The following is a 19,981-nucleotide window of genomic DNA, read 5'->3' on the forward strand; positions in this document are numbered from 1 at the left end:
TAGCCTCCCTTTAATTTAAATAGTTAGTTCTAACTCTCCAAAAAGACATTTTTCTATTTCATCTTCTGTTTGCTTCGCAATGGTCTCCCAGTTAAACTGAGATTTAACATCACGTAGTCCTTGAGTAGCTAATGCTTCTCTTGAAATTGGATGATTATAAAGATAGAGAACTTGCGTAGCCAAACTTTGGACATCACCTGGAATCATTTTCAACCCATTCTCTTCATGTCGAATAATCCCTGCTAATCCACCTGTATCAGATACAATAGTTGCTTTCCCAGCAGCGAGACCTTCTAAAGCAACGATTCCAAAAGGTTCGTAATAACTTGGGAAGATCGTTGCATCACAACGAGAAAACCACTCGTTTCTCTCCTCATCACTGACAAAACCGAGGAACGTGACATGTGAATCTAATTGTCTTTCTGCAACTTGCTGTTGATAAGCTTGGAGCATTGGACCCTTTCCTGCAATAACAAAACGAATCTTCTCATTTCTTTCTTTTAACAGCGCTGCTGCATCAATAACTGTTTGATACCCTTTTTCCTTAACCATTCTACCGACTGAAAATACAGTGAACTCATTATTGTTTTCGATGGTACTTAATCCGGTATACGGGCGAAGCAGGTCGATATCTACACCATTTGGTATAACAGCAAGCTTTTCTTCTGGCATTGAAAAGATTGTTAATAATTCTTCTTTCATATAGTCACTGCAAACGATAACCCGATCTGCTTCATAAGTAAGTTCCCATTCTTTTTGATTGATTTCATACTGCAATTCACTATGAATCCCATTATTTCGCCCATGTTCCGTAGCGTGAATGGTAGCAAGTAATGGAAGTTGAAGAGATCTTTTAATAGCAGTTGCCGTTACGCCAACTAGCCAATCATGAGCATGAATAATATCAAATTGTGTTTTTCTTGCTAGCTTTTCGATATAGCGAGTCATTTCAATATTTAAACTCCCAACCCAATCAAAGAAGTTAGCAGCTTCTGGCTGCAATCCTTTAATACGGTGAACATGTACACCTTGGTTAATCTCATAATCTGGATAACCAGCTACATGTGAAGTAACAACATGAACCTCATGTCCCTCTTTTACCATTGCCCTTGAAAGGTCAAATACATGTCGAGATAATCCGCCAACCATCATCGGTGGAAATTCCCAACTAAGCATTAAGATGGAGCGTTTTTGCTCTTGATCAGCCTCTTCTTTCGTTTGAATGTAAGCATCATGAGGGGAGAAAAAGATCTGTTCATCAATTTCCCTTAAAAATGGATAACACTGTTCCATTCTCAGTATCCATTCATCCTGCACCGATCCACTCAGTAATTTCTCCTTTGTTACATCAAATCGACTAAGGTGTGTTGCAAATCGTTCATGAGCATATTGAACAGCACTTTGCCCATCCATAATAAATGCCCAATCACTGCTTACTGCCAACATCCATTCGCGAACCATTTGTTTTAAATAACGTTTTTCTAAGTCCGTTGGATTTGAGAAGAGTGCAACAACGGTTGCTAAATCTGTCTCCATTCGGTGGTGATGACGGTAGAGGTATTGGTTTTTTTCATTTATCCAGACATCACCGTAACCTTCACGCCCCCAAGTCGAGAAAGAGATATGAGAAGTGTCAAAATCTTGATAGTGTCTGTCAATATATGATTCAGGAGTCACAAAATGGATTCGATTTTGCCCTTTCTTGATTACTTGTCCAATCCACTCAGGTCCTTCAAACCACCAATGCCCAAAAAGTTCTGCATCAAAAGGGGTAACCATTAAATATGGAGGATAACACTGGTCTCCGTGCTCATTTATCTCATTTTCAATGGCATATAGGAAGTGATCTGCGTGGGCTTGTATTTTCCCTTCAGCCCATTTACGAACGTATATTGCTTTTTCTTCACCTTCACCTGTTATTCTCTTGTGCTTAATTCCAGTATCTATTCTTATTCCGTCTTCATGAACGTATGGTTTTATATAATCCCACTCTCGTTCATAGGCTATATCTCGATAAAATTCGCGATAATCAACATCCCCCGGGTAACCTAGAGTTGAACTCCACACTTTGCTTGACAAAGTTGTGTGCCTTGGAAACAAGATTAACCCATGTGGTGAATAAACTGGGGCTCCACTACCTTTAGATGGTACTGGTTCTGCGTTTAATACTGCATGTTCATCAACAAAAGTATAGGTAATGCCTTCTTCGACTAAAATGCGATCAATACCTGGTGCAATAGCACACTCTGGCAACCAAAAACCACGAGGTTTCTTCCCAAAATGCTGTTCAAAACAACGAATGGCCTCAACAACTTGAGAACGAATGGCTGACTTAGTTTTTACATAAGGTAAAAATGCATGAGTTGCTGCACATGTTATACACGTAATAACTCTTTTTTCGAATAATTCTCGAAAAGCATAAAGTATGTTTTTGTTATAACCAATAAATGTATTTTTAATTTTCTGATAACGATTGATATAAAATGATACGAGATCTTTCTCCTCTTTTGTTTCTGCTAATTTCTTTTCTTTCCCCAATAGTTCCTCGGTCTTAATGATGTAATCTAAATATCGTTCCTGAATCGTTGGATCGGCCAACATTTCTAATACCGGTGGTGAAAAAGAAATTGTTAGTACATCTTTTGATTCTGTTTCATTTAACTCCCATAGTAATGGTATGTATGATTCTGTAATCGCTTCAAATAACCAACGTTCTTCAAGCCGTCCCTCTTCCTTGTGACGAACATAGGGAAGGTGAGCATGTAGAACTAAAGAATAATACCCTTCTTTCAACAAAATCCCTCCTATTTTACTGTTTCATAATACGAATAAGTACTGAAATGCTCGAGCCATTGAGGTTCATTTTGGTTGCCAGTTTTCCATTGATTCACTGCTTCAACATGTAAACCTTGTGTTGCTTTTTCAGTCCGAGGTGTATCAATTGCATTCGACCTTAACAAAGATAAAAATGAACCTTGTCTTGTTTGAATGCCTAAATCGATAATGAAGGTACGGTTCGGTTCTAAATCGCTTATCATCCAATTATTCGTCATCTCAGGGATGTGAATATCAAAAAAACGATGAGCATTATGCCCATTAAAATCAACCATTGTACAATCATAGACTCTTATTTTCTTAGTTAACTCATGCCATTGAAGGCGTGTTTGGTGTTCAATTGTTTGTCTTAATGATGAGCTAATTTCCCAAAAGGAATATATAGAAGTTGGACTTTGCGGAAGCAAAGTGATTTCATCTCGTTCATAACTCGAGGGCACAATTGGAGTAAAATTCATTTCGTCATTCTCCTTATTCTCTTCTAGTTGTTGGCGGTGCTTTTGATACCGGTATTGAACTTTTCCAACTGTAGTATCTAATTCAATTGCAATTTTTCGAAAGGAATATCCCTTTTCTCTTAAAGCAAGTATTTCCTCAATCAACACTTTCACCTCCAGATAAATCTTTTTTTAAGAACAAATAGTTATCTTATGTAAGTAAATTACAAAGTATGACTATTTTTTTGTTATGTTAATCATACAATTCAATTTTTCAGCAAACAAGAAGCCCATTTTGTCTCTTTTTGTCAGGTCAAGGCTAGTTAGGCATTTGATTCACAAAAAAAATTATTCGCCTTTTTTCGCCATCTATTTTTGTCAGATCTTTGTGTCGTTTTTTAGCGAAAATACTAAAAAGTCTGTAAATGTAAGCGTGTTCTTTGTTGAATGTCGAATTAAGTAAAAAATTCTTTGGGATTTGACTTCAGCTTATTTCTTGCTAAACTGATACTATTCATATTTGAAAAAATGAAAGTGAGTTGTTTTTAGTGGAAATTTCTATAATTGTCTTGTAATCTTTTGCTGTTCTCCTTTTTATTTTATCCTTCTTCTGTAAAGACCGAATAAAACCAGTGATTGAAAAGAAAGGATTTAGAGGCAATGATATATATTAAAGTAACATAGACTTCTAGATGAGGCTGTTGGTACGAGATATTATCTTACATAATAAATATGAATAAAATAAAAAGATGTGTTTCAAAAGGCTTAATTTCACCTTTGAAACACATCTTTTTTATTCATCTGGCTGTTCTAGAATCGGACGTTCTGCTCTTTCAGGTCCATTCCTCACATCTTTCATTTCAAAAAAGGCGTCTAAAGCTTTGCTGGCAATTTCTTGAGCCATGCCTTGCCTACCACCATTTCTTTCTAACTTCACATTCGGTACGACAACTGCAAATGCAACCTCAGGGTTGTTAAAAGGAGCGTAGCCAACAAGGGTCTGAGTATTCCCATCAACAAACCGACGGTTATCTCCTGTACCAACAGTTACTCGCACCTGAGCCGTACCTGTTTTTCCAGCTGGCTGATAAGATTTATTCGCAAAACGACTACTAGCAGTACCTCTCGTCATTACTCCACGCAATCCTTGTTGAACACGAGAGATATATTGCTCATTCATATCAATCCGATTTAACACTTGTGGTTCAAACTTTTGAACAACAGCACCCAGCTCCTCTGTATTCGAGACAGGTTCACGAATTTCCGTGACTAACCTAGGTTGCATCCTAAGTCCATCATTAGCTATGGTAGAAATATATTGCGCAAGCTGAAGTGTTGTATACGTATCATACTGCCCAATCATCAGATCTAGTAAGTTTCCATAGATCGTTGATCCACCCGCTAAACCTGTTGAACTTGATGGCAAATCTATCCCGGTCTCAGACCCTAAACCGAACTGGCTAAAATTGTACCTAATTTCATTGTAAGCCTCTGCTACCGAATTGTTTGTCCAATTACAATTATTAGGGTAATTACAATTAGCCATCAGCATCGCCATTTCAAACATATAAACATTCGATGAGACTTCAAGAGCTCGTATATCATTCACCCAGCCATAATTCCGTACCGATTTCTTCTCAGGAGTTGACGGCAACCTAATTGGTCGATCATTAAAGCTTTTACCAGGCTGAGCAACTCCAGCTTCAAACCCAGTCAAGACAGAAGCAGCTTTAACTGATGAGCCCATTTCAAATGCTTTGGTCACAGTCCCTATATGGTCAGCATTCGTATCTCTCGATTGATCAGCTGGATCGTTGAAACCTGCCATTGCCAAAATATCACCAGTACGAGGATCCATCAATACAGCATAAGCCGAACGATCTAGAATAAAGGAATTACCAGCCTTTTTCATTTCTTCAGAAATAATTCCCTCTAATCTTTGCTGCAATTCCATATCAACACTTAGTACTAAATCATTTCCGCGTTGACCAAGTCGTTCATTGATTGTGTGGTCTACTGACCCACCACTTGAATGCGTAATTCTTTCTACAACAGCTTTTTGCCCTCGTAACACATCTTCATATTGCAATTCAAGAAAACTTGTCCCTACGATATCCGACCGTTCATAACCCCTTGCCAAATAGTAATCGACTTTTTCTCTTGGAATCGTTCCAGTTGATCCAAAGACACTGCGTAATGATTCTCCAAAAACATAATTTCTACGAGAGTCTCTTAATATATCAACTCCTGGTAATCGATATAAATTTTCACTTAATTTATGAGCTTCATCTTCTGTAATTCCACGTTTTATTCGTTGTGGAGAATTAGCAAAGCCACGTGACATTTCACGATAAATAGCAAGGACTCGCAACTCTGCTTCTGATAAAGCTTCAGTTTTATCGCTTGTAATACGTTCAACCTCTAATTGGTATTCTTCAGATACACTTTCCAATTCATTCCGTTCTTCTCGACTAACTAGGTCAAATCGTTCCTCTTGAGTCATTTGCATTAAAATATAATCTTGTTTATCACGCTCTGTAATTCGATCTGTCTCAATATCAATTAATTGTTCTAATTCTCGGGCAATACCAAGCATAGTATCTGCACTTGTTGACCTAGACGGATTCGTATACGTTACCGATAACTCAAGCTCATTATCAACAACTACATTGCCAAACCGATCATACATCAACCCTCTAGGTGCATCAATTCTTGCTGTCGTATTACTTGTTCCCTCAAGTTCTTTTACAAACTCTTGTCCTTCTACAATCTGAACAACCCCCAAACGCAGGATTAAAACAGAAAATAATACGAACACAGCAAAGAAAAGGACATTTAACCGAGTTGGAACATGATGTTTCTTTTTGCGTTTTGATGCTCTTTCCACCTTAAATGTTTCCTCCTAAAAATTTCTATCTACATTAGAATAGGCACCTTTAATAAGGTGCCTACTTTGATTGCAAAAGTCGTAACCCGCGTATGCCGTTGCTTCAGTTGTTTCATGAACCTACACTCGTAGGTGGGTGTTCGCAGAATCACATTCAACGTCCAGAACAAGGCTGGCTTGTTGGCAGTGTTTCAATATAGAACTCCCTTTAAAAAATCAAGGTTCGAAACAAGGAGAAGCTGACTAACACGGCAGGCAACGTTTAATATTGCTTTCATTATAGCATACCCATTCTTTTTGTCAAAAGGGAAAGGAAACCAACTACATGCTCGTTCCACTTCCACCTGAAGGGTCACCATCTCCTCCTTTTTGTCTAGCAAAGCTATAGCTTTCTCCTCCTTTATTTTCTTTGAAATGAACATGCCTAACAAAAAAGTAAATAACCGCATGTCCAGCACCAAGTATAAGCAATAGAATTGGAATACCTCTTTCCTCTGAGAAAAGTGTTACAGTAGCTAAAAAAGCCAGTACTGATACTATACGACCTGAGTTTACAAATAACTCTCGCACAACAATATACTCTACTCTCATCTCAGCAGCCTTCCAACCTCTTCCAATTACATCGAAAGTGAGAGAGACATAAGGGACAAGTAACATTGGATATGCTATCGAGACAACAACGCCATACGTTATAAGCTTCGCAAACGTTAACTCGCCTAGTACAATAATAAAGATTGCACCATATAGGATTAAACCACCGATTAGTATTAATTTTTTTCTAAACGTTGGTTTTATTACTCGAGTTATGACATAATATGCAACAAATTGAGTTGCAGAAGCCACTAACCCATACGTACCAATTGCTAACTCGCTCCCTGTTGCGATATACACCCAAACAACAATGACAAAAACGAAAGTCCCTTCTCGTAAGCCTTGGAAAAAATGAGCCCTCGTAATTTGCCGCCAGTTCGGATTTTTTTTGCGCTCTTTTAAGATTCTTTTAAAGCAAAACTGTCCTTCAGCCGAACGACGTTTTAACATAAAACTTATAAGAACAGCTGCTACAAAAAGAGAGAGAGAAATTGTGAAAATAATCGTATAGCCTGTAAATTGTTCCATTCTTGTAATAATAAACCCTGATAAGATTGGTCCAATCATCCCAGCAAAAGACGTTAATAAACCTAAGAAGCCATTGAAGAAATCTCTTGTCTCTGGTTCGGTTATTTCAAACGTTAATACATTAAAAGCAAGCCAATAAAAGCCAAAACCTGTTCCGATTAACACTCCAAGAAGAATTAAATATTCATTTGCATTTCCCCCCAAAAATAATACAGTTGAGAAAAAAATAGCAAGTGCAATTACACCTGCTCTTAATACAATGACCCTGTCAATTTTCTTAGCTACTTTCCCAGCTAATATAAATGCAATCGGCTGCATGACAACAGATCCCAAGTTATATAGAGCAATATCTACAAATTCACCTGATTGTTTCCACAAATAAACATTGACGAAAGTATTAGACAAAGCAATACTTAGCGCATACAACCCACCTATTATGAGTAATAGCTTTAAGTCCCTTGTCACTTCTATATCACCAATTACTTTCTTTACCAATACCTTATTCACCGACTCCACCACCCTCACAAGTAGTGTGTCACTTGAAAAAACGGTTATACAAAAAAGACCCTAAGGTTTTTCCTTAGGACCTTTTGTATTCCTTATTTAGCTTCGTTATAACGTTTTGCAACTTCATCCCAGTTAACAACATTCCAGAATGCGTTAATGTAGTCAGGACGACGGTTTTGGTAGTTTAAGTAATATGCATGCTCCCAAACATCAAGACCTAAAATTGGAGTCTTTCCTTCCATTAATGGAGTGTCTTGGTTTGGCGTGCTTGTTACAGCCAACTTACCACCATCAACGACTAGCCAAGCCCAACCAGAACCAAAACGGTTAGCACCTGCGTTTGCAAATTCCTCTTTGAATGCATCAAAGCTGCCAAATGTTGAAGTAATCGCATCAGCAAGCTCACCTGATGGGTTGCCACCGCCATTTGGACTAAGAATTTCCCAGAACAAAGTGTGGTTAGCATGTCCACCACCGTTATTACGTACAGCACCACGAATATTCTCTGGTACTGCATCAAGGTTTGCAACTAACTCTTCAATGCTTTTGCTAGCAAGATCATCATGACCTTCAAGTGCTGCATTTAATTTTGTAATGTAAGTGTTGTGGTGCTTCCCATGATGAATATTCATTGTCGCCTCATCAATATGAGGTTCTAATGCGTTTGCTGCATAAGGTAATTGTGGTAATTCGTATGCCATGTTAAATTCCTCCTCTAATGTGAATCTGATTATTGGCGGAGTATGTACTCCAAAAATATGGACTTTTGCAACATTTTTGTTTCATAAGTCTTCCAATTCATACATTACCAAAATTTGAACATTCTTGCAACGATTATGCTCAGTAATTTTAAATAATGTAACCACAATTACTCTACCCTTACTCTAGACGATTTAAACTCAATTTCGTCATAACAAGAATCTCCACACATAAAGATGTACAAACCCTTTTTCATCAAATGGAGGAACAGTATGAATTGGTGGCAAGCAATAATTATAGGTTTCATTCAAGGAATATCCGAATTTTTGCCGATCTCTAGTACAGCACTAATGCTAATAGCACAAAGACTTCTCGATGTGCCTATCGGAAAAAAATTTAAATTGTCATTTGAAACATTTCTACACATCGCATCTGTCTTTGCTGTTATTGTTTATTTTCGCCATGACTTATGTAAGATCCTGCAAGATTTTATAACCTATATTAGAACGAAAAACAATAAAGCACAAACAAACTATAGATTCGTACTTTTATTGATTATATCAACAATTGTTACTATTATAGTCGGGAAAATGATCGAGTCTATTCTCGGAAACCAAATAACTAATTCAGCAACAATCGGAGCTTCACTCATTATTACAGGATTATCGCTAATATTAATAGAACATGGATTAAATGGAGGGACAAGAATACAATCAACGTTAAACTGGAAGGATGGAATTATTATCGGCATAGGGCAAGCTCTCTCATTAATCCCAGGAATATCAAGAACAGGGAGTACATTATTCACTGCTCTTTGTTTAGGATTATCTAAAGGTACTGCACTTCGCTACTCATTTCTTCTATCTATTCCCGTCTTCATCGGTATGACCGTATTAAAATTACCAGATTTAATAAAAAGCCAAACAGAGATCACTTTCTTTTCCTTAAGCATTGCCTTTATATCATCATTTATTTTTGCATTGATAGGGATTAAGTGGTTTATTTCAATGTTACAAAACACTAAATTAACATATTTTGCTTTTTACTGTATTGGACTTGGAATTTTCACATGGAGGCTTATTTAACAAAAAAGGACCTCTAAGTAAGAGATCCTTGAATATGTAGTATAAATGGCGGAGGAAGAGGGATTCGAACCCCCGCGCGGTTTAACCCGCCTGTCGGTTTTCAAGACCGATCCCTTCAGCCGGACTTGGGTATTCCTCCGCACTTGATGTAAGAAAATAGAGATTAGAGATAACTTACTTCATTCTTCTATTTCCAACTTCTATAATGGTGGACCCTGTAGGACTCGAACCTACGACCGATCGGTTATGAGCCGACTGCTCTGACCAACTGAGCTAAGGGTCCTCTATGGGGCGACTGATGGGAATCGAACCCACGAATGTCGGAACCACAATCCGATGCGTTAACCACTTCGCCACAATCGCCGTAAAACATTTAATTAAAGTAGCGGCGGAGGGAGTCGAACCCACGACCTCACGGGTATGAACCGTACGCTCTAGCCAGCTGAGCTACGCCGCCATATATGGCTCCACAGGTAGGACTCGAACCTACGACCGATCGGTTAACAGCCGATTGCTCTACCACTGAGCTACTGTGGAAAATCAATTAAGAGACAAGAATTATCTTAACATGCTCTTTAAATTACGTCAACATTTTTTTAACAATAAATTAGGACAAATTTATAACAATAATTCCTGCTATAACTTACCATACTTCCAACAATTAAACAAGCCTACTTTTAGAGAAAAATCAAGGCACCCGTCATACTTAAGGGGCACCTTGATTACTGTAGATTTAGTGGTCTTCTCCGATTACTGCTTCAGCAATATTAACAGAGTGATCGCCGATCCGTTCTAAATTACTAACAATATCAACAAAAACAATTCCAGCTGAACCAGAACATTTGCCGTCATTCACCCGTTGAATATGCTGCTTTCTAAGCTTTCTTTCCATTTTGTCTATTTTTTCTTCTTTCTCCAAAACAGAACGTGCTAAATCACCATCTAATAATTCTAAAGACTGAATAGCTTCTTTTAAAGTCGAGAGTGTTAATTCAGACATTTCACGTAAATCTTCAAGTGCTTTCTCTGATATATGAACTTTGTTTACTTTTTGATAATCTTTCAATTCAACTATATTTTCAATATGATCTCCAATACGTTCGATATCACGTACTGTATCCATCAGCATCGAATGCATCTTCGAATCATGTGCAGATAATGACCGAGAGGAAATTTGAATTAAATAATCTGTAATTTTCCTATCAAGATTATTAATGGCTTCTTCAAACTGGATAGACATCTCAGCATGTCGCTTCTGACCATTCTCAAGATATTGACTCACTTCATAAAGTCCTCTTTCTGAGAATTCAGCCATACGTAACACTTCCTGTTTCGCTTGTCCAAGTGCAATAGCAGGTGAACTTCCAATAAAACGAGGATCTAGATGTTTTGCCTTATATTCAATGCTATATTCTTCACCCGGTACTAATTTCGTTACAATAATTGCTAAAATTGCTACAAACGGAAGTTGTATCATTGTATTGGAAACATTAAAAATACCATGTGCAAAAGCAATTGTCATCGGTCGGTTTAAACCTAATTCAACTGCAAGAAAACTGATAAATTGGAAAAAGAATGGATAAATGATCAATACTATGATCGTTCCAATTAAGTTAAATATAACATGAGTCAATGCAGCTCTTTTAGCTGCAACAGATGCACCAATTGCTGCTAATATTGCTGTTATTGTCGTTCCAATATTATCACCGAATAGAACAGGTAAAGCGGCATCTAAGCCCATTGCTCCTTGCTCATACAATTGCTGCAACAATCCAATTGACGCACTTGAGCTTTGAACAGCAACCGTAAAAATAGTTCCTATTAGCACACCCAGTAATGGATTTTCACTCATACTTACTGTAAGTTCAGCAAACGCTTCAAGTTCACGTAGCGGCTTTAACCCTGTACCCATCAATTCTAATCCATAAAATAAAGCTCCGAATCCAAATACAACTTGCCCATAATTGTTTACTTTTTTTGCTTTAATAAAGAAAATTAATGCTGCCCCAATTGCAATGATTGGTAAAGCATAGGCGGATATTTTTATCCCTATAATAAAGGCCGTTACAGTAGTCCCGATATTGGCTCCCATAATAACCCCAATCGCCTGCTTTAGAGTCATAAAACCTGCATTAACAAGACCGATGGTTAAGACTGTTGTCCCCGTACTTGTTTGAAGAAGTACCGTCACAAATAATCCTGCAAATACTCCCATAACAGGATTTGTCGTAAACTTATCTAGGACATCTCGCAATCCATCACCAGCAACCTTTTGTAACCCATCCCCCATGTATTTAATACCAAAAAGGAAAATACCAAGTCCACCAAAAAACATGAACAAGAGCGTTTGTAAATCCACAAATCCTCATCCCTTCATCTCATAAGTCAAATCCAATTTTCGACAAACATCAACATGGACACCCTGTCTATTATTAAGCATTCATCAAGGGTTTGTAAACAATAAATTATTAAAAGTCATCTTTATTTCAATCTATTCATGATTTTCTTAAAAAGCCCTCTATATTTGAAATACAATGATAGCATTTTCAACGGCAATTCGTTAAAATAACTGAGTATGAAAGAGGTGAACTGATGAGTTACTGGGAATGGTTTTTTAAAAGCTTATACAATAGAAAAGTGATTGCATATTCTCGCTTTCGACCAATAACGACAACAATTGGATTTGTCTTAATGATTATTTTTATTGCGAGTATCCCTTATTTTATCTCTTTAAATATTACTATCGTTTCAAGCGTACAACAGCTTGATCGTATTTTAGAAAATGATTTACCTGACTTTCATCTAGTTGAAGGTACATTAGTATTGGAAAAAGAAGAGGTCTACATTACCGATGAAGTGAGTGAAGGCTTTTTCCTAATTGATCCTGCTAATACATTAACAGAAGGAAAATTGTTGGAGCTAAAAGAGGGGATTGCATTACAAGAAAAGGAATTTCTTTTTATCTCGAATGGGCAAATTCAATCGATCTCCTATTCACTCCTCGGCTTACAGGAGCTTTCTAAAGAAGATCTCTCACATCGCATTAGTCAACTTTTAAATTTCCTGCCGATCTTATTAACGATCGTAACGAGCTTACTATTTGTAGGACTTGCGGGTCTAGGCTTTTTAAGTATTACGATTCTAGCTTTTCTAGCTCTTTTTATTAAGGGAAAAAGAAAGTTAGAATATCGCCATATGTGGATTATCACTGCACACGCACTCACACTGCCGGTAATCTTACTATATTGGATAGATATTCTTATCTTCCCTATACCGTTTACTGCGTTTGCATTATCCACATTTCTTATTGTTCTTGCAGCGATTAGGTCAATCCCTATTCCTAAAAGTCATAAGTACAGCACTCCTAGCTAAATGGCGAGAACTTACAACTACTAAAATAAGGGGATCCCAAAAGGTTCGTTTTTGACCTTTTGGGATCCCCTTTATTATAAGATACCTTTTTTAAGAATAATTGATACTCCTCACTCACCTTGCTTTTCTTCATCCTCTAATAATTTAATTAATATTCTTGTACCATCTACCGACATGACAATGATATCCTGATTTGCTTCAATCCAACTTCCACCACTTGTTGCACTATATTGCTCTCCTTCAATCTCGACCGTACCAGTTGGGCGAAATGAACTGATTGTTCTTCCCCTTTTTCCAACAAGCTGATGGTACTGCTCATTAATTGAATTATAGCCTAACTCATTAGTTAGTTTATCTTTCAACGTCATTTTTGCCCATAAATTCCGTGATGGGAAGACCTTCAAAAATAAGGCCGAACTAAATCCTCCAATGATAAACCCCATTGAAACTAATACACCGTATATGAAAGATGGGGCTGGGACTGCTAAGCCAATAATCATTAATACAACTCCTAATAATGCTACAGTTCCATCAGTAATCACTTTTCCATCTATTACGATTAATGCTAGGCCTACTATATATAAAATTACAACCCATAAGCCTACATCTCCTGTAATGTGGTAAGAGAAATACATAGCCATTATTGCAATTCCTAGGATAGCAAATAGTCCTTTTACTCTTACTAGCAACTCTCCAATTAAAAATAATGTTCCTAAAAATACAACGACAAACCCTATACTAGGTGAATCTAACCATTCCATTCCCCTGCCTCCTTTCTATGTCATTTACGTTTTTGACATGGTATTCGTTTCACTTAATTTAGAAATAAAAAAGAGAGAGGTTCCCTCTCTCTCATTATGAACTAAATAAACCACGAAGGGAATCAATTAGTCGATTAATCAAATCAAGAAAATTCTTAATAAACCCTTGTGTATCTTCTCGATTTAAAAATTCCCCCAAATTATCTCGGACCCTTGAAATTTGATCTTGCACTTGATTCCAGTCAATGTTAAGGTCTTTCATTCTCATAAAGAGGGAAACCAATCCGTTCAATTCTTCATCAGTTAACGTAATACCAAGTTCAGCAGCAACGCGACGGATTAGCTCTCTTAGGTCCTCTTCTGTTTCAACAGGATTATTGGCAATTTCTTCTTTAATTCGATTCATCAGTTCTGTCGCTTCTTCCATTCCGATCGAATCACTTAATTCACCAGTACGAATCAATTCTTCATTTGCAATTTGCTTTTGCTCTTCTGGAATTTCAATCTCCGTAGCAATTTCATACGCTTTAATTAACCCTGTTAAAGCTGCTGTTCCAGAAACAGGTATAGGAGCTGTAATGTAAATATCAGCGTCCTCTACACCAGCTGTAATTAAAGCATTTGCATACATTTCATCCGAAACCCAGTTAATATTATTCGATTCAACTGCCAATCCTGCCCCTTCTTCACCAAGGGTGATTTTTGAAGAGGATAAAGCGTTTGTTCCAATTCTTGATGCACTAATGTAATTACCTAAATACTGATGCTCTTCCTCATTTGTCACATAAATAATCGTATCTTCTTGCGTTGCCCCCATCTCATCCAGTAGGGCTTGTTTTTGTGTTTCAGATAAATCCTCGCCAAGAGTAATAATTACATCTCCCGGTATAGCATCAGCTAAAACAAACGCTGGTAACACAAGTGCAAAAACTAGCGTAAGAGCTACATATTTTCGCCAAATCAATTTCATTTTCATTTTCATCTTCTCCTTTTGTGACCACCACGATTTTTATCGCTAAGTCGGATCTCGTGAATTAGACGAGAGCCCTACTAAATAAGAAACACGTTTCCCACTATAATAAAAAGGTACCTTAGTACCATTTTTCTTCTAGATACGTGAAAGATCCGTGACAAGACATTCCTTTCCCACAGGGAAACACTTCCAACTAAACAACAAGATAACAACATTAAAAGTGACAAAAAACAATGCCGTAAACATCATTTGTTCAACATTACTTATCCAAAAACCAAAGCAGAGCGGCCCAAGAGCAACTCCTAAAAAACGTAGCATTGAGTAAAAAGAAAATACTGTCCCTCTTTCCTTTTCTGACACAATGGAGGCCAGAGCGGCATTTGCTGCTGGAAGTACAATACCGAATCCAATTGCATAAATAGCCATTGAAATAACAAACCAATGTAATAAAGGTTGTATAATCATCATAACAGAGCCGAGTGTCATAATTAATCCCCCGTAAATAAAGGCACGTTTGTAGTTATTCTCATTCCCTCTTAATATTCGCGCTGTTACATAAGAGAGAATAGTTAACATCAGTAGTGGAAAAGCAAGTAAAAATCCATTTAAAAAGGATGAAAAATCAGCACTGATTTCGAGTAAATACGAAAAGTAAAACAAATAACCAAATAAAAGGAACATCCCTATCAATCCAAATGTAAAAATCGGGGTCAGCCATCTCCAATGATTAAGAAATAGCCCTTTTAATCTCTGCCATTTTCTGATGTTCTTTTCCTTCGCTTTTAAAGGCGCTTTCTTTAAACGGATGAAAGTAACAATCCCAACAAAAGCAAAAAGAGATATTGCTAAATAGAATACAAAACTAAAGTACCAAGAAAAAGCTAAAATAACTCCCCCCACAATCGGGCTAATCACCTTACCTGCCCCATTAAATACTTCAACCGTTCCTAAGGCACGAACTCTTTGTTCTCCTTCAAAAAGATCTGTGATAAATGCCATTGCTAAAGGGGTCAAACTACCTGCTCCAATTCCTTGCAAAACCCGTCCAAACATCATCAGTTCAAAAGCTCCAGTTGCATTTCCCATCATTCCAGCGAAAGCACTAATCACACAACCAATTACAATAAGCGGGAGGGTAATAAGGGCAATTCTTTTTCTTCCATAACGATCAGATAAAATACCCCCAAGTGGAACAAGAAGGGCCGCAGGAATTGAAAAGCTCGTTAAAAGCCAGCCACCTTCGACTGTTGTTAACCCCATATCTATTTGCATCACGGGGAGTAAAGGGATAAACATAGAATTACCAATAGCCATTATAAAAGGGAGAAGTCCTATAAAAAAAAGAATATACGACGGCCGAACATCCTCCATTGTATTCACTCCTTTCAAACATATTCGTTTTGAAAAATCTTCCTCTAAATTGTCATAAACAGTCTTAAACTACATATACTTTTAAATGAAATGGAAATTAAAGGAGGACAAGCTCAATGAAACGCATTGGAACTTTTTTCATCATCCTCGTTATTTTATACAGCACTTATTATGATCTAACTATTGGAACTTTACCCAATGGACTTTCACATACTGCTACTCCTTCGCAAATAGAAGAATTTGATGAAACGGAAATTCAAGAAACTATGGCCGAAGAGTTTGAACCATTTAAAGAAATGATCGTTGAACCTGGTCATACTGTCTTATCAATTGTAGAGCACCTTCATGAAGGTCCTCTTTCAGCAACCATCCAAGAAATTGTTCATGATTTTGAAACGTTAAATGGTGGTATAAAACCAGAGGAAATCCAAATAGGAAAAAAATACCTATTCCCTATTTATAACTAAATGAACAACAATATTAATTATTCAGATAAGATCGTCTTCACTTTATCCTTGCCAAACAATTACGGTCATTGATAAAATGAAGGCGATTGTCTTATATGAGACTAGGTGAAGAGTAACTCTTCGAAATAAAGGAGCGATTGGTCAATGACCGAAATAATACATCGTACAAAAACGCGCCCCGTGAAGGTAGGCAATTTGACTATCGGAGGCAATAATGAAGTTATCGTCCAAAGTATGACAACGACAAAAACACATGACGTAAAAGCAACAGTTGCTGAAATCAAGCGACTTGAAGAAGCAGGATGTCAAATTGTTCGTGTAGCTTGTCCTGATATGCGAGCAGCAGAAGCTATTGCGGATATAAAAGCACAAATTAACATACCTCTTGTTGTTGATATTCACTTTGATTATAAACTTGCCCTAAAAGCAATTGAGGGTGGAGCCGATAAAATTCGAATTAATCCAGGTAATATTGGAAAACGCCACAAAGTGGAAGCCGTTGTAAAAGCTGCAAAAGAAAAAGGCATTCCTATCCGTATTGGAGTAAATGCTGGTTCCCTTGAAAAGCGTATCCTTGATAAATATGGATATCCAACAGCAGATGGCATGGTAGAAAGTGCCCTTCATCACATTCAAATCCTTGAGGAACTTGATTTTCATGACATCATTGTGTCCATGAAAGCATCGGATGTCAACTTAGCGATTGAGGCATATGAAAAGGCAGCTAAAGCATTTGATTATCCGCTTCATTTGGGAATTACAGAGTCTGGTACATTATTTGCTGGGACAATTAAAAGTGCTGCTGGTTTAGGGGCTATACTGAATATGGGAATTGGTAATACTGTACGTATTTCGTTAAGTGCAGATCCTGTTGAAGAAGTAAAAGTAGCTCGCGAACTGTTAAAATCTTTTGGCCTTGCAGCTAATGCAGCAACACTTATTTCATGTCCAACTTGCGGTCGAATTGAAATTGATTTAATAAGCATTGCTAATGAGGTTGAAGAGTATATTGCAAGCATTAAAGCACCAATAAAAATTGCTGTTCTTGGCTGTGCTGTTAATGGTCCAGGTGAAGCACGTGAAGCTGATATCGGGATAGCTGGTGCGCGTGGCGAAGGGCTCCTTTTCATGAAAGGTGAAATTGTTAGAAAAGTGCCTGAAGAAACTATGGTTGAAGAGTTAAAAATTGAAATTGATAAAATTGCTGAGGAACACTTTAAAAAGCAACGTGAATTAGAAAAAGCATAAGCGACTAAGCTTATGCTTTTTCTCTATTTGTTCCCCGTTCTCCCATTATCTAACTATGTTAGAAAAATGGGGAGAAAAAGACTGTCATGAGAATCGAAACGGCACCAATACCAATCGCCCAGTTACCAAGCGTAGTGGAGCCATAACGACGCGAAACAAAACCTATTACAATACCAGCTGCCCCAAGCAATACTGGCAAGAAGAATAAAGACAAAATGGAAAGTACAATCGCAAATGTTCCGACACCACGACCTGCAGTAGCGTCATCTACGTTTGCTTCAGCTGTTTCATCCCTTTCTGCCATTCCATTCACAGTTGCATATTCTGCAGCCGTTTCCTCTTGGAAATTTGTAACGAATGGTTCATCTTTTTCTTCTTCTCTTAATGAAAGGTCACGGGAGTCCTCTCTCCCGTTTTCATAACGTCCTCCTTCAACATGGTTATTAACCAATGTTAAAGAACGATCGTCTTCATCAACTAACCTTATTGGTTCATCATTCGGATTTTCTCGGTCTGTCATACGAATCCCTCACTTTCTTTTTTTCGGGGAACAGTCATAGTATGACGCAGACAAAAAGAATTATCGGTGTAAATCTTTTCATGCAGAGGAAACTCACTAGACCAACAGCTTAGTTTCGTGTAAGGTAAAGAATACAAGGATTTTTGATGAGGTGACGAAAATGATAAAGAAAAGAATGGGATTGGATATAGACGGTACTGTCACTGATCCAAATACATTTATCCCTTATTTAAACAAACATTTCAAGAAATCGTTAACGTTAGATGATTTAACCGAATATGACCTTACATCCGTTCTTGATATATCAGAGAAACAATTTTGGGATTGGATGGGTGAACATGAAGCTCTCATATATAAAGAGGCAGAATTAGCTGCACATGCAGAATTAACACTACATGAATGGACAAAACATCATGATCTTATTTATATAACAGCAAGAAGATCTCACTTAGCTGAAATCACACAACATTGGTTTCTGACAAAATCTGTTCCTTATGATCACATTGAATTAGTGGGAAAGCATGATAAGCTTGATGCTGTTAGAGAGCATCAATTAGATATCTTTTTTGAAGACAAACACGATAATGCGGTCGCAATTGCGGAGGAATTCAAAATACCTGTGATTTTAATGGATACACCGTATAACCGACTACCTTCTCCTAAAAATGTCATTAGAGCAAATAACTGGGTAGAAGCAAAAGAATGGGTCGACAATTGGTTAAAGGAAACAACGTAACAAATGGGGTGTCTCAAAAGGTCTGTTTTTGACCTTTTGAGACACCCCCGAAACAATGAGTGAAGTCGCTACATCTTTAAAAGCCTTGAGAGGAGTGGGTTTACACACTCACGACGCGTAGCGAACGGAGCCATTGCCACCTAGTTCCGGACAGCTCCTACTCGTTACTCTTTGGGACGGAAGGTATGACAACATGTTTCTTTTATGGTATTAGCAGCATCCTGGTGTTCAGCTTTCTCATAAGGCTCTTCTCCTGCTTCCATTGAATAGTCACGATTTGCATGTGAGTCTATTTCAACAAGAATCGATTCAGCTTGGCACTTATTGCCTTCTCCCCAAAAAGAACAGTTTGCAACATTACATTTCACAATTGGCTTTGCCATAGTATCATCCCCTCCTACCATTTAGGATTGAACAAGACCTACAATTCATGTATTTCAAAAAATGGCACTCAATTTATTTAATAGTGTCTTCCAAAAAGAAAAAGTGCAAATTCGCCCCTAAACAAACAACTATTTGCTTGAACTTGGACTACTTTTGCACCATGAGTTACTGTATACAATTTTCACATTTACCATAAATTTCGAACTTATGTCCCGTAACTTGAAAATCTGGGAATTGTTGATTAATTGTATCCATAGGACAACTCTCAATATGTTTTGTTTTTCCACATTCTAAACAGATTAAATGATGATGATGATTGGTAGTTGAACAACTAAATCGGAAACGCTTCTCCCCTTCAAGCTCCGTCTCTTCTAATATATTAAGTTCTGCGAATAAAGATAAATTTCGGTAAATCGTATCAAAGCTCATCCCAGGATAATTACTTTGTAGACGTTCTAGTACATCCTTGGCAGATAAATACCTTTTTTGATCTGCGAAAAAATGTAACATTTCTTCTCTTTTCCCAGTATGTTTGTATCCTTTATCTTTTAAGAGCGCCATTGCCTCTTCTACGTTCAAG

General features: G+C 37.4%; 17 protein-coding genes, 5 tRNA genes and 1 other RNA gene. 5 read left to right on the forward strand and 18 right to left on the reverse strand.

Going from position 1 to position 19,981, the window contains the following annotated elements:
- Nucleotides 1-15 precede the first annotated feature (15 nt).
- From SAY88_RS12185 to SAY88_RS12210, 6 genes are all read right to left on the reverse strand, one after another.
- Nucleotides 16-2,793 carry a 1,4-alpha-glucan branching protein domain-containing protein gene (locus tag SAY88_RS12185; protein WP_332632110.1) on the reverse strand — a complete coding sequence of 926 codons (2,778 nt, stop codon included), beginning with the start codon at nucleotides 2,791-2,793 and terminating at the stop codon, nucleotides 16-18.
- A gap of 11 nt (nucleotides 2,794-2,804) precedes the next feature.
- Nucleotides 2,805-3,440 (reverse strand): DUF4912 domain-containing protein, encoded by a 636-nt coding sequence (locus SAY88_RS12190; protein ID WP_332632111.1) that lies wholly within the window; start codon nucleotides 3,438-3,440, stop codon nucleotides 2,805-2,807.
- A 625-nt stretch (nucleotides 3,441-4,065) separates the two neighbouring features.
- Entirely contained in the window at nucleotides 4,066-6,159 is a 2,094-nt protein-coding gene (locus SAY88_RS12195) for a peptidoglycan D,D-transpeptidase FtsI family protein (RefSeq protein WP_332632112.1), read from the reverse strand.
- A gap of 79 nt (nucleotides 6,160-6,238) precedes the next feature.
- Nucleotides 6,239-6,420, reverse strand: a non-coding RNA gene (gene ssrS, locus SAY88_RS12200) — 6S RNA.
- Between the two features lie 60 nt (nucleotides 6,421-6,480).
- Nucleotides 6,481-7,785, reverse strand: a complete 1,305-nt coding sequence (locus SAY88_RS12205) for an MFS transporter (RefSeq protein WP_332632113.1) — start codon at nucleotides 7,783-7,785, stop codon at nucleotides 6,481-6,483.
- 92 nt (nucleotides 7,786-7,877) lie between these two features.
- Nucleotides 7,878-8,486 (reverse strand): superoxide dismutase, encoded by a 609-nt coding sequence (locus tag SAY88_RS12210; protein WP_332632114.1) that lies wholly within the window; start codon nucleotides 8,484-8,486, stop codon nucleotides 7,878-7,880.
- A gap of 270 nt (nucleotides 8,487-8,756) precedes the next feature.
- Here SAY88_RS12210 and SAY88_RS12215 point away from each other — a divergent pair, with 270 nt between their 5' ends.
- Nucleotides 8,757-9,569, forward strand: a complete 813-nt coding sequence (locus tag SAY88_RS12215; protein ID WP_332632115.1) for an undecaprenyl-diphosphate phosphatase — start codon at nucleotides 8,757-8,759, stop codon at nucleotides 9,567-9,569.
- 46 nt (nucleotides 9,570-9,615) lie between these two features.
- Here SAY88_RS12215 and SAY88_RS12220 read toward each other — a convergent pair.
- From SAY88_RS12220 to SAY88_RS12245, 6 genes are all read right to left on the reverse strand, one after another.
- A tRNA-Ser gene (locus tag SAY88_RS12220) sits at nucleotides 9,616-9,708 on the reverse strand.
- Nucleotides 9,709-9,775: 67 nt separating this feature from the next.
- Nucleotides 9,776-9,852 (reverse strand) — tRNA-Ile (locus SAY88_RS12225).
- A 4-nt stretch (nucleotides 9,853-9,856) separates the two neighbouring features.
- Nucleotides 9,857-9,932, reverse strand: a tRNA-His gene (locus tag SAY88_RS12230).
- A 20-nt stretch (nucleotides 9,933-9,952) separates the two neighbouring features.
- Nucleotides 9,953-10,026, reverse strand: a tRNA-Met gene (locus tag SAY88_RS12235).
- A gap of 5 nt (nucleotides 10,027-10,031) precedes the next feature.
- Nucleotides 10,032-10,106 (reverse strand) — tRNA-Asn (locus SAY88_RS12240).
- 196 nt (nucleotides 10,107-10,302) lie between these two features.
- On the reverse strand, nucleotides 10,303-11,928 hold the full coding sequence (locus SAY88_RS12245) for a Na/Pi cotransporter family protein (protein ID WP_332632116.1): 1,626 nt from the start codon (nucleotides 11,926-11,928) through the stop codon (nucleotides 10,303-10,305).
- A gap of 233 nt (nucleotides 11,929-12,161) precedes the next feature.
- Between SAY88_RS12245 and SAY88_RS12250 the strand changes: the two genes are divergently transcribed.
- Nucleotides 12,162-12,941, forward strand: a complete 780-nt coding sequence (locus SAY88_RS12250; RefSeq protein ID WP_332632117.1) for a DUF1189 domain-containing protein — start codon at nucleotides 12,162-12,164, stop codon at nucleotides 12,939-12,941.
- A gap of 110 nt (nucleotides 12,942-13,051) precedes the next feature.
- On the opposite strand, the gene SAY88_RS12255 is transcribed toward SAY88_RS12250, so the two are convergent.
- From SAY88_RS12255 to SAY88_RS12265, 3 genes are all read right to left on the reverse strand, one after another.
- Nucleotides 13,052-13,702, reverse strand: a complete 651-nt coding sequence (locus tag SAY88_RS12255) for an NfeD family protein (RefSeq protein WP_332632118.1) — start codon at nucleotides 13,700-13,702, stop codon at nucleotides 13,052-13,054.
- 94 nt (nucleotides 13,703-13,796) lie between these two features.
- Nucleotides 13,797-14,672 (reverse strand): DUF1002 domain-containing protein, encoded by an 876-nt coding sequence (locus SAY88_RS12260; protein ID WP_332632169.1) that lies wholly within the window; start codon nucleotides 14,670-14,672, stop codon nucleotides 13,797-13,799.
- A gap of 138 nt (nucleotides 14,673-14,810) precedes the next feature.
- The gene (locus tag SAY88_RS12265) at nucleotides 14,811-16,046 is read right to left on the reverse strand and encodes an MFS transporter (RefSeq protein ID WP_332632119.1); all 1,236 of its coding nucleotides are present in this window, start codon (nucleotides 16,044-16,046) and stop codon (nucleotides 14,811-14,813) included.
- A gap of 116 nt (nucleotides 16,047-16,162) precedes the next feature.
- Here SAY88_RS12265 and SAY88_RS12270 point away from each other — a divergent pair, with 116 nt between their 5' ends.
- Both SAY88_RS12270 and ispG read left to right on the forward strand, forming a co-directional pair.
- Nucleotides 16,163-16,513, forward strand: a complete 351-nt coding sequence (locus SAY88_RS12270) for a hypothetical protein (RefSeq protein ID WP_332632120.1) — start codon at nucleotides 16,163-16,165, stop codon at nucleotides 16,511-16,513.
- A gap of 153 nt (nucleotides 16,514-16,666) precedes the next feature.
- Nucleotides 16,667-17,761 carry a flavodoxin-dependent (E)-4-hydroxy-3-methylbut-2-enyl-diphosphate synthase gene (gene ispG, locus SAY88_RS12275; protein WP_332632170.1) on the forward strand — a complete coding sequence of 365 codons (1,095 nt, stop codon included), beginning with the start codon at nucleotides 16,667-16,669 and terminating at the stop codon, nucleotides 17,759-17,761.
- Between the two features lie 58 nt (nucleotides 17,762-17,819).
- On the opposite strand, the gene SAY88_RS12280 is transcribed toward ispG, so the two are convergent.
- Complete coding sequence (locus SAY88_RS12280; RefSeq protein WP_332632121.1) at nucleotides 17,820-18,281, reverse strand: DUF4190 domain-containing protein; 462 nt, start codon at nucleotides 18,279-18,281, stop codon at nucleotides 17,820-17,822.
- A gap of 160 nt (nucleotides 18,282-18,441) precedes the next feature.
- Between SAY88_RS12280 and SAY88_RS12285 the strand changes: the two genes are divergently transcribed.
- Complete coding sequence (locus SAY88_RS12285) at nucleotides 18,442-19,017, forward strand: hypothetical protein (protein WP_332632122.1); 576 nt, start codon at nucleotides 18,442-18,444, stop codon at nucleotides 19,015-19,017.
- Between the two features lie 164 nt (nucleotides 19,018-19,181).
- Here SAY88_RS12285 and SAY88_RS12290 read toward each other — a convergent pair whose 3' ends face one another.
- Complete coding sequence (locus SAY88_RS12290) at nucleotides 19,182-19,400, reverse strand: DUF1540 domain-containing protein (RefSeq protein ID WP_332632123.1); 219 nt, start codon at nucleotides 19,398-19,400, stop codon at nucleotides 19,182-19,184.
- Between the two features lie 166 nt (nucleotides 19,401-19,566).
- Nucleotides 19,567-19,980, reverse strand: a complete 414-nt coding sequence (locus tag SAY88_RS12295) for a Fur family transcriptional regulator (RefSeq protein ID WP_332632124.1) — start codon at nucleotides 19,978-19,980, stop codon at nucleotides 19,567-19,569.
- Nucleotide 19,981: the final 1 nt, after the last annotated feature.

The organism is Halalkalibacter flavus (genome assembly GCF_036663575.1).
GTDB lineage: Bacteria > Bacillota > Bacilli > Bacillales > Bacillaceae_D > Halalkalibacter > Halalkalibacter flavus.

Coding starts and splice junctions, on each gene's coding strand:
- SAY88_RS12255 (WP_332632118.1), bottom strand. CDS start 13,702: ATGGAATGGTTAGATTCACCTAGTATAGGGTTTGTCGTTGTATTTTTA.
- SAY88_RS12210 (WP_332632114.1), bottom strand. CDS start 8,486: ATGGCATACGAATTACCACAATTACCTTATGCAGCAAACGCATTAGAA.
- SAY88_RS12260 (WP_332632169.1), bottom strand. CDS start 14,672: ATGAAATTGATTTGGCGAAAATATGTAGCTCTTACGCTAGTTTTTGCA.
- SAY88_RS12290 (WP_332632123.1), bottom strand. CDS start 19,400: ATGGCAAAGCCAATTGTGAAATGTAATGTTGCAAACTGTTCTTTTTGG.
- SAY88_RS12265 (WP_332632119.1), bottom strand. CDS start 16,046: ATGGAGGATGTTCGGCCGTCGTATATTCTTTTTTTTATAGGACTTCTC.
- SAY88_RS12215 (WP_332632115.1), top strand. CDS start 8,757: ATGAATTGGTGGCAAGCAATAATTATAGGTTTCATTCAAGGAATATCC.
- SAY88_RS12280 (WP_332632121.1), bottom strand. CDS start 18,281: ATGACAGACCGAGAAAATCCGAATGATGAACCAATAAGGTTAGTTGAT.
- SAY88_RS12250 (WP_332632117.1), top strand. CDS start 12,162: ATGAGTTACTGGGAATGGTTTTTTAAAAGCTTATACAATAGAAAAGTG.
- SAY88_RS12270 (WP_332632120.1), top strand. CDS start 16,163: ATGAAACGCATTGGAACTTTTTTCATCATCCTCGTTATTTTATACAGC.
- SAY88_RS12285 (WP_332632122.1), top strand. CDS start 18,442: ATGATAAAGAAAAGAATGGGATTGGATATAGACGGTACTGTCACTGAT.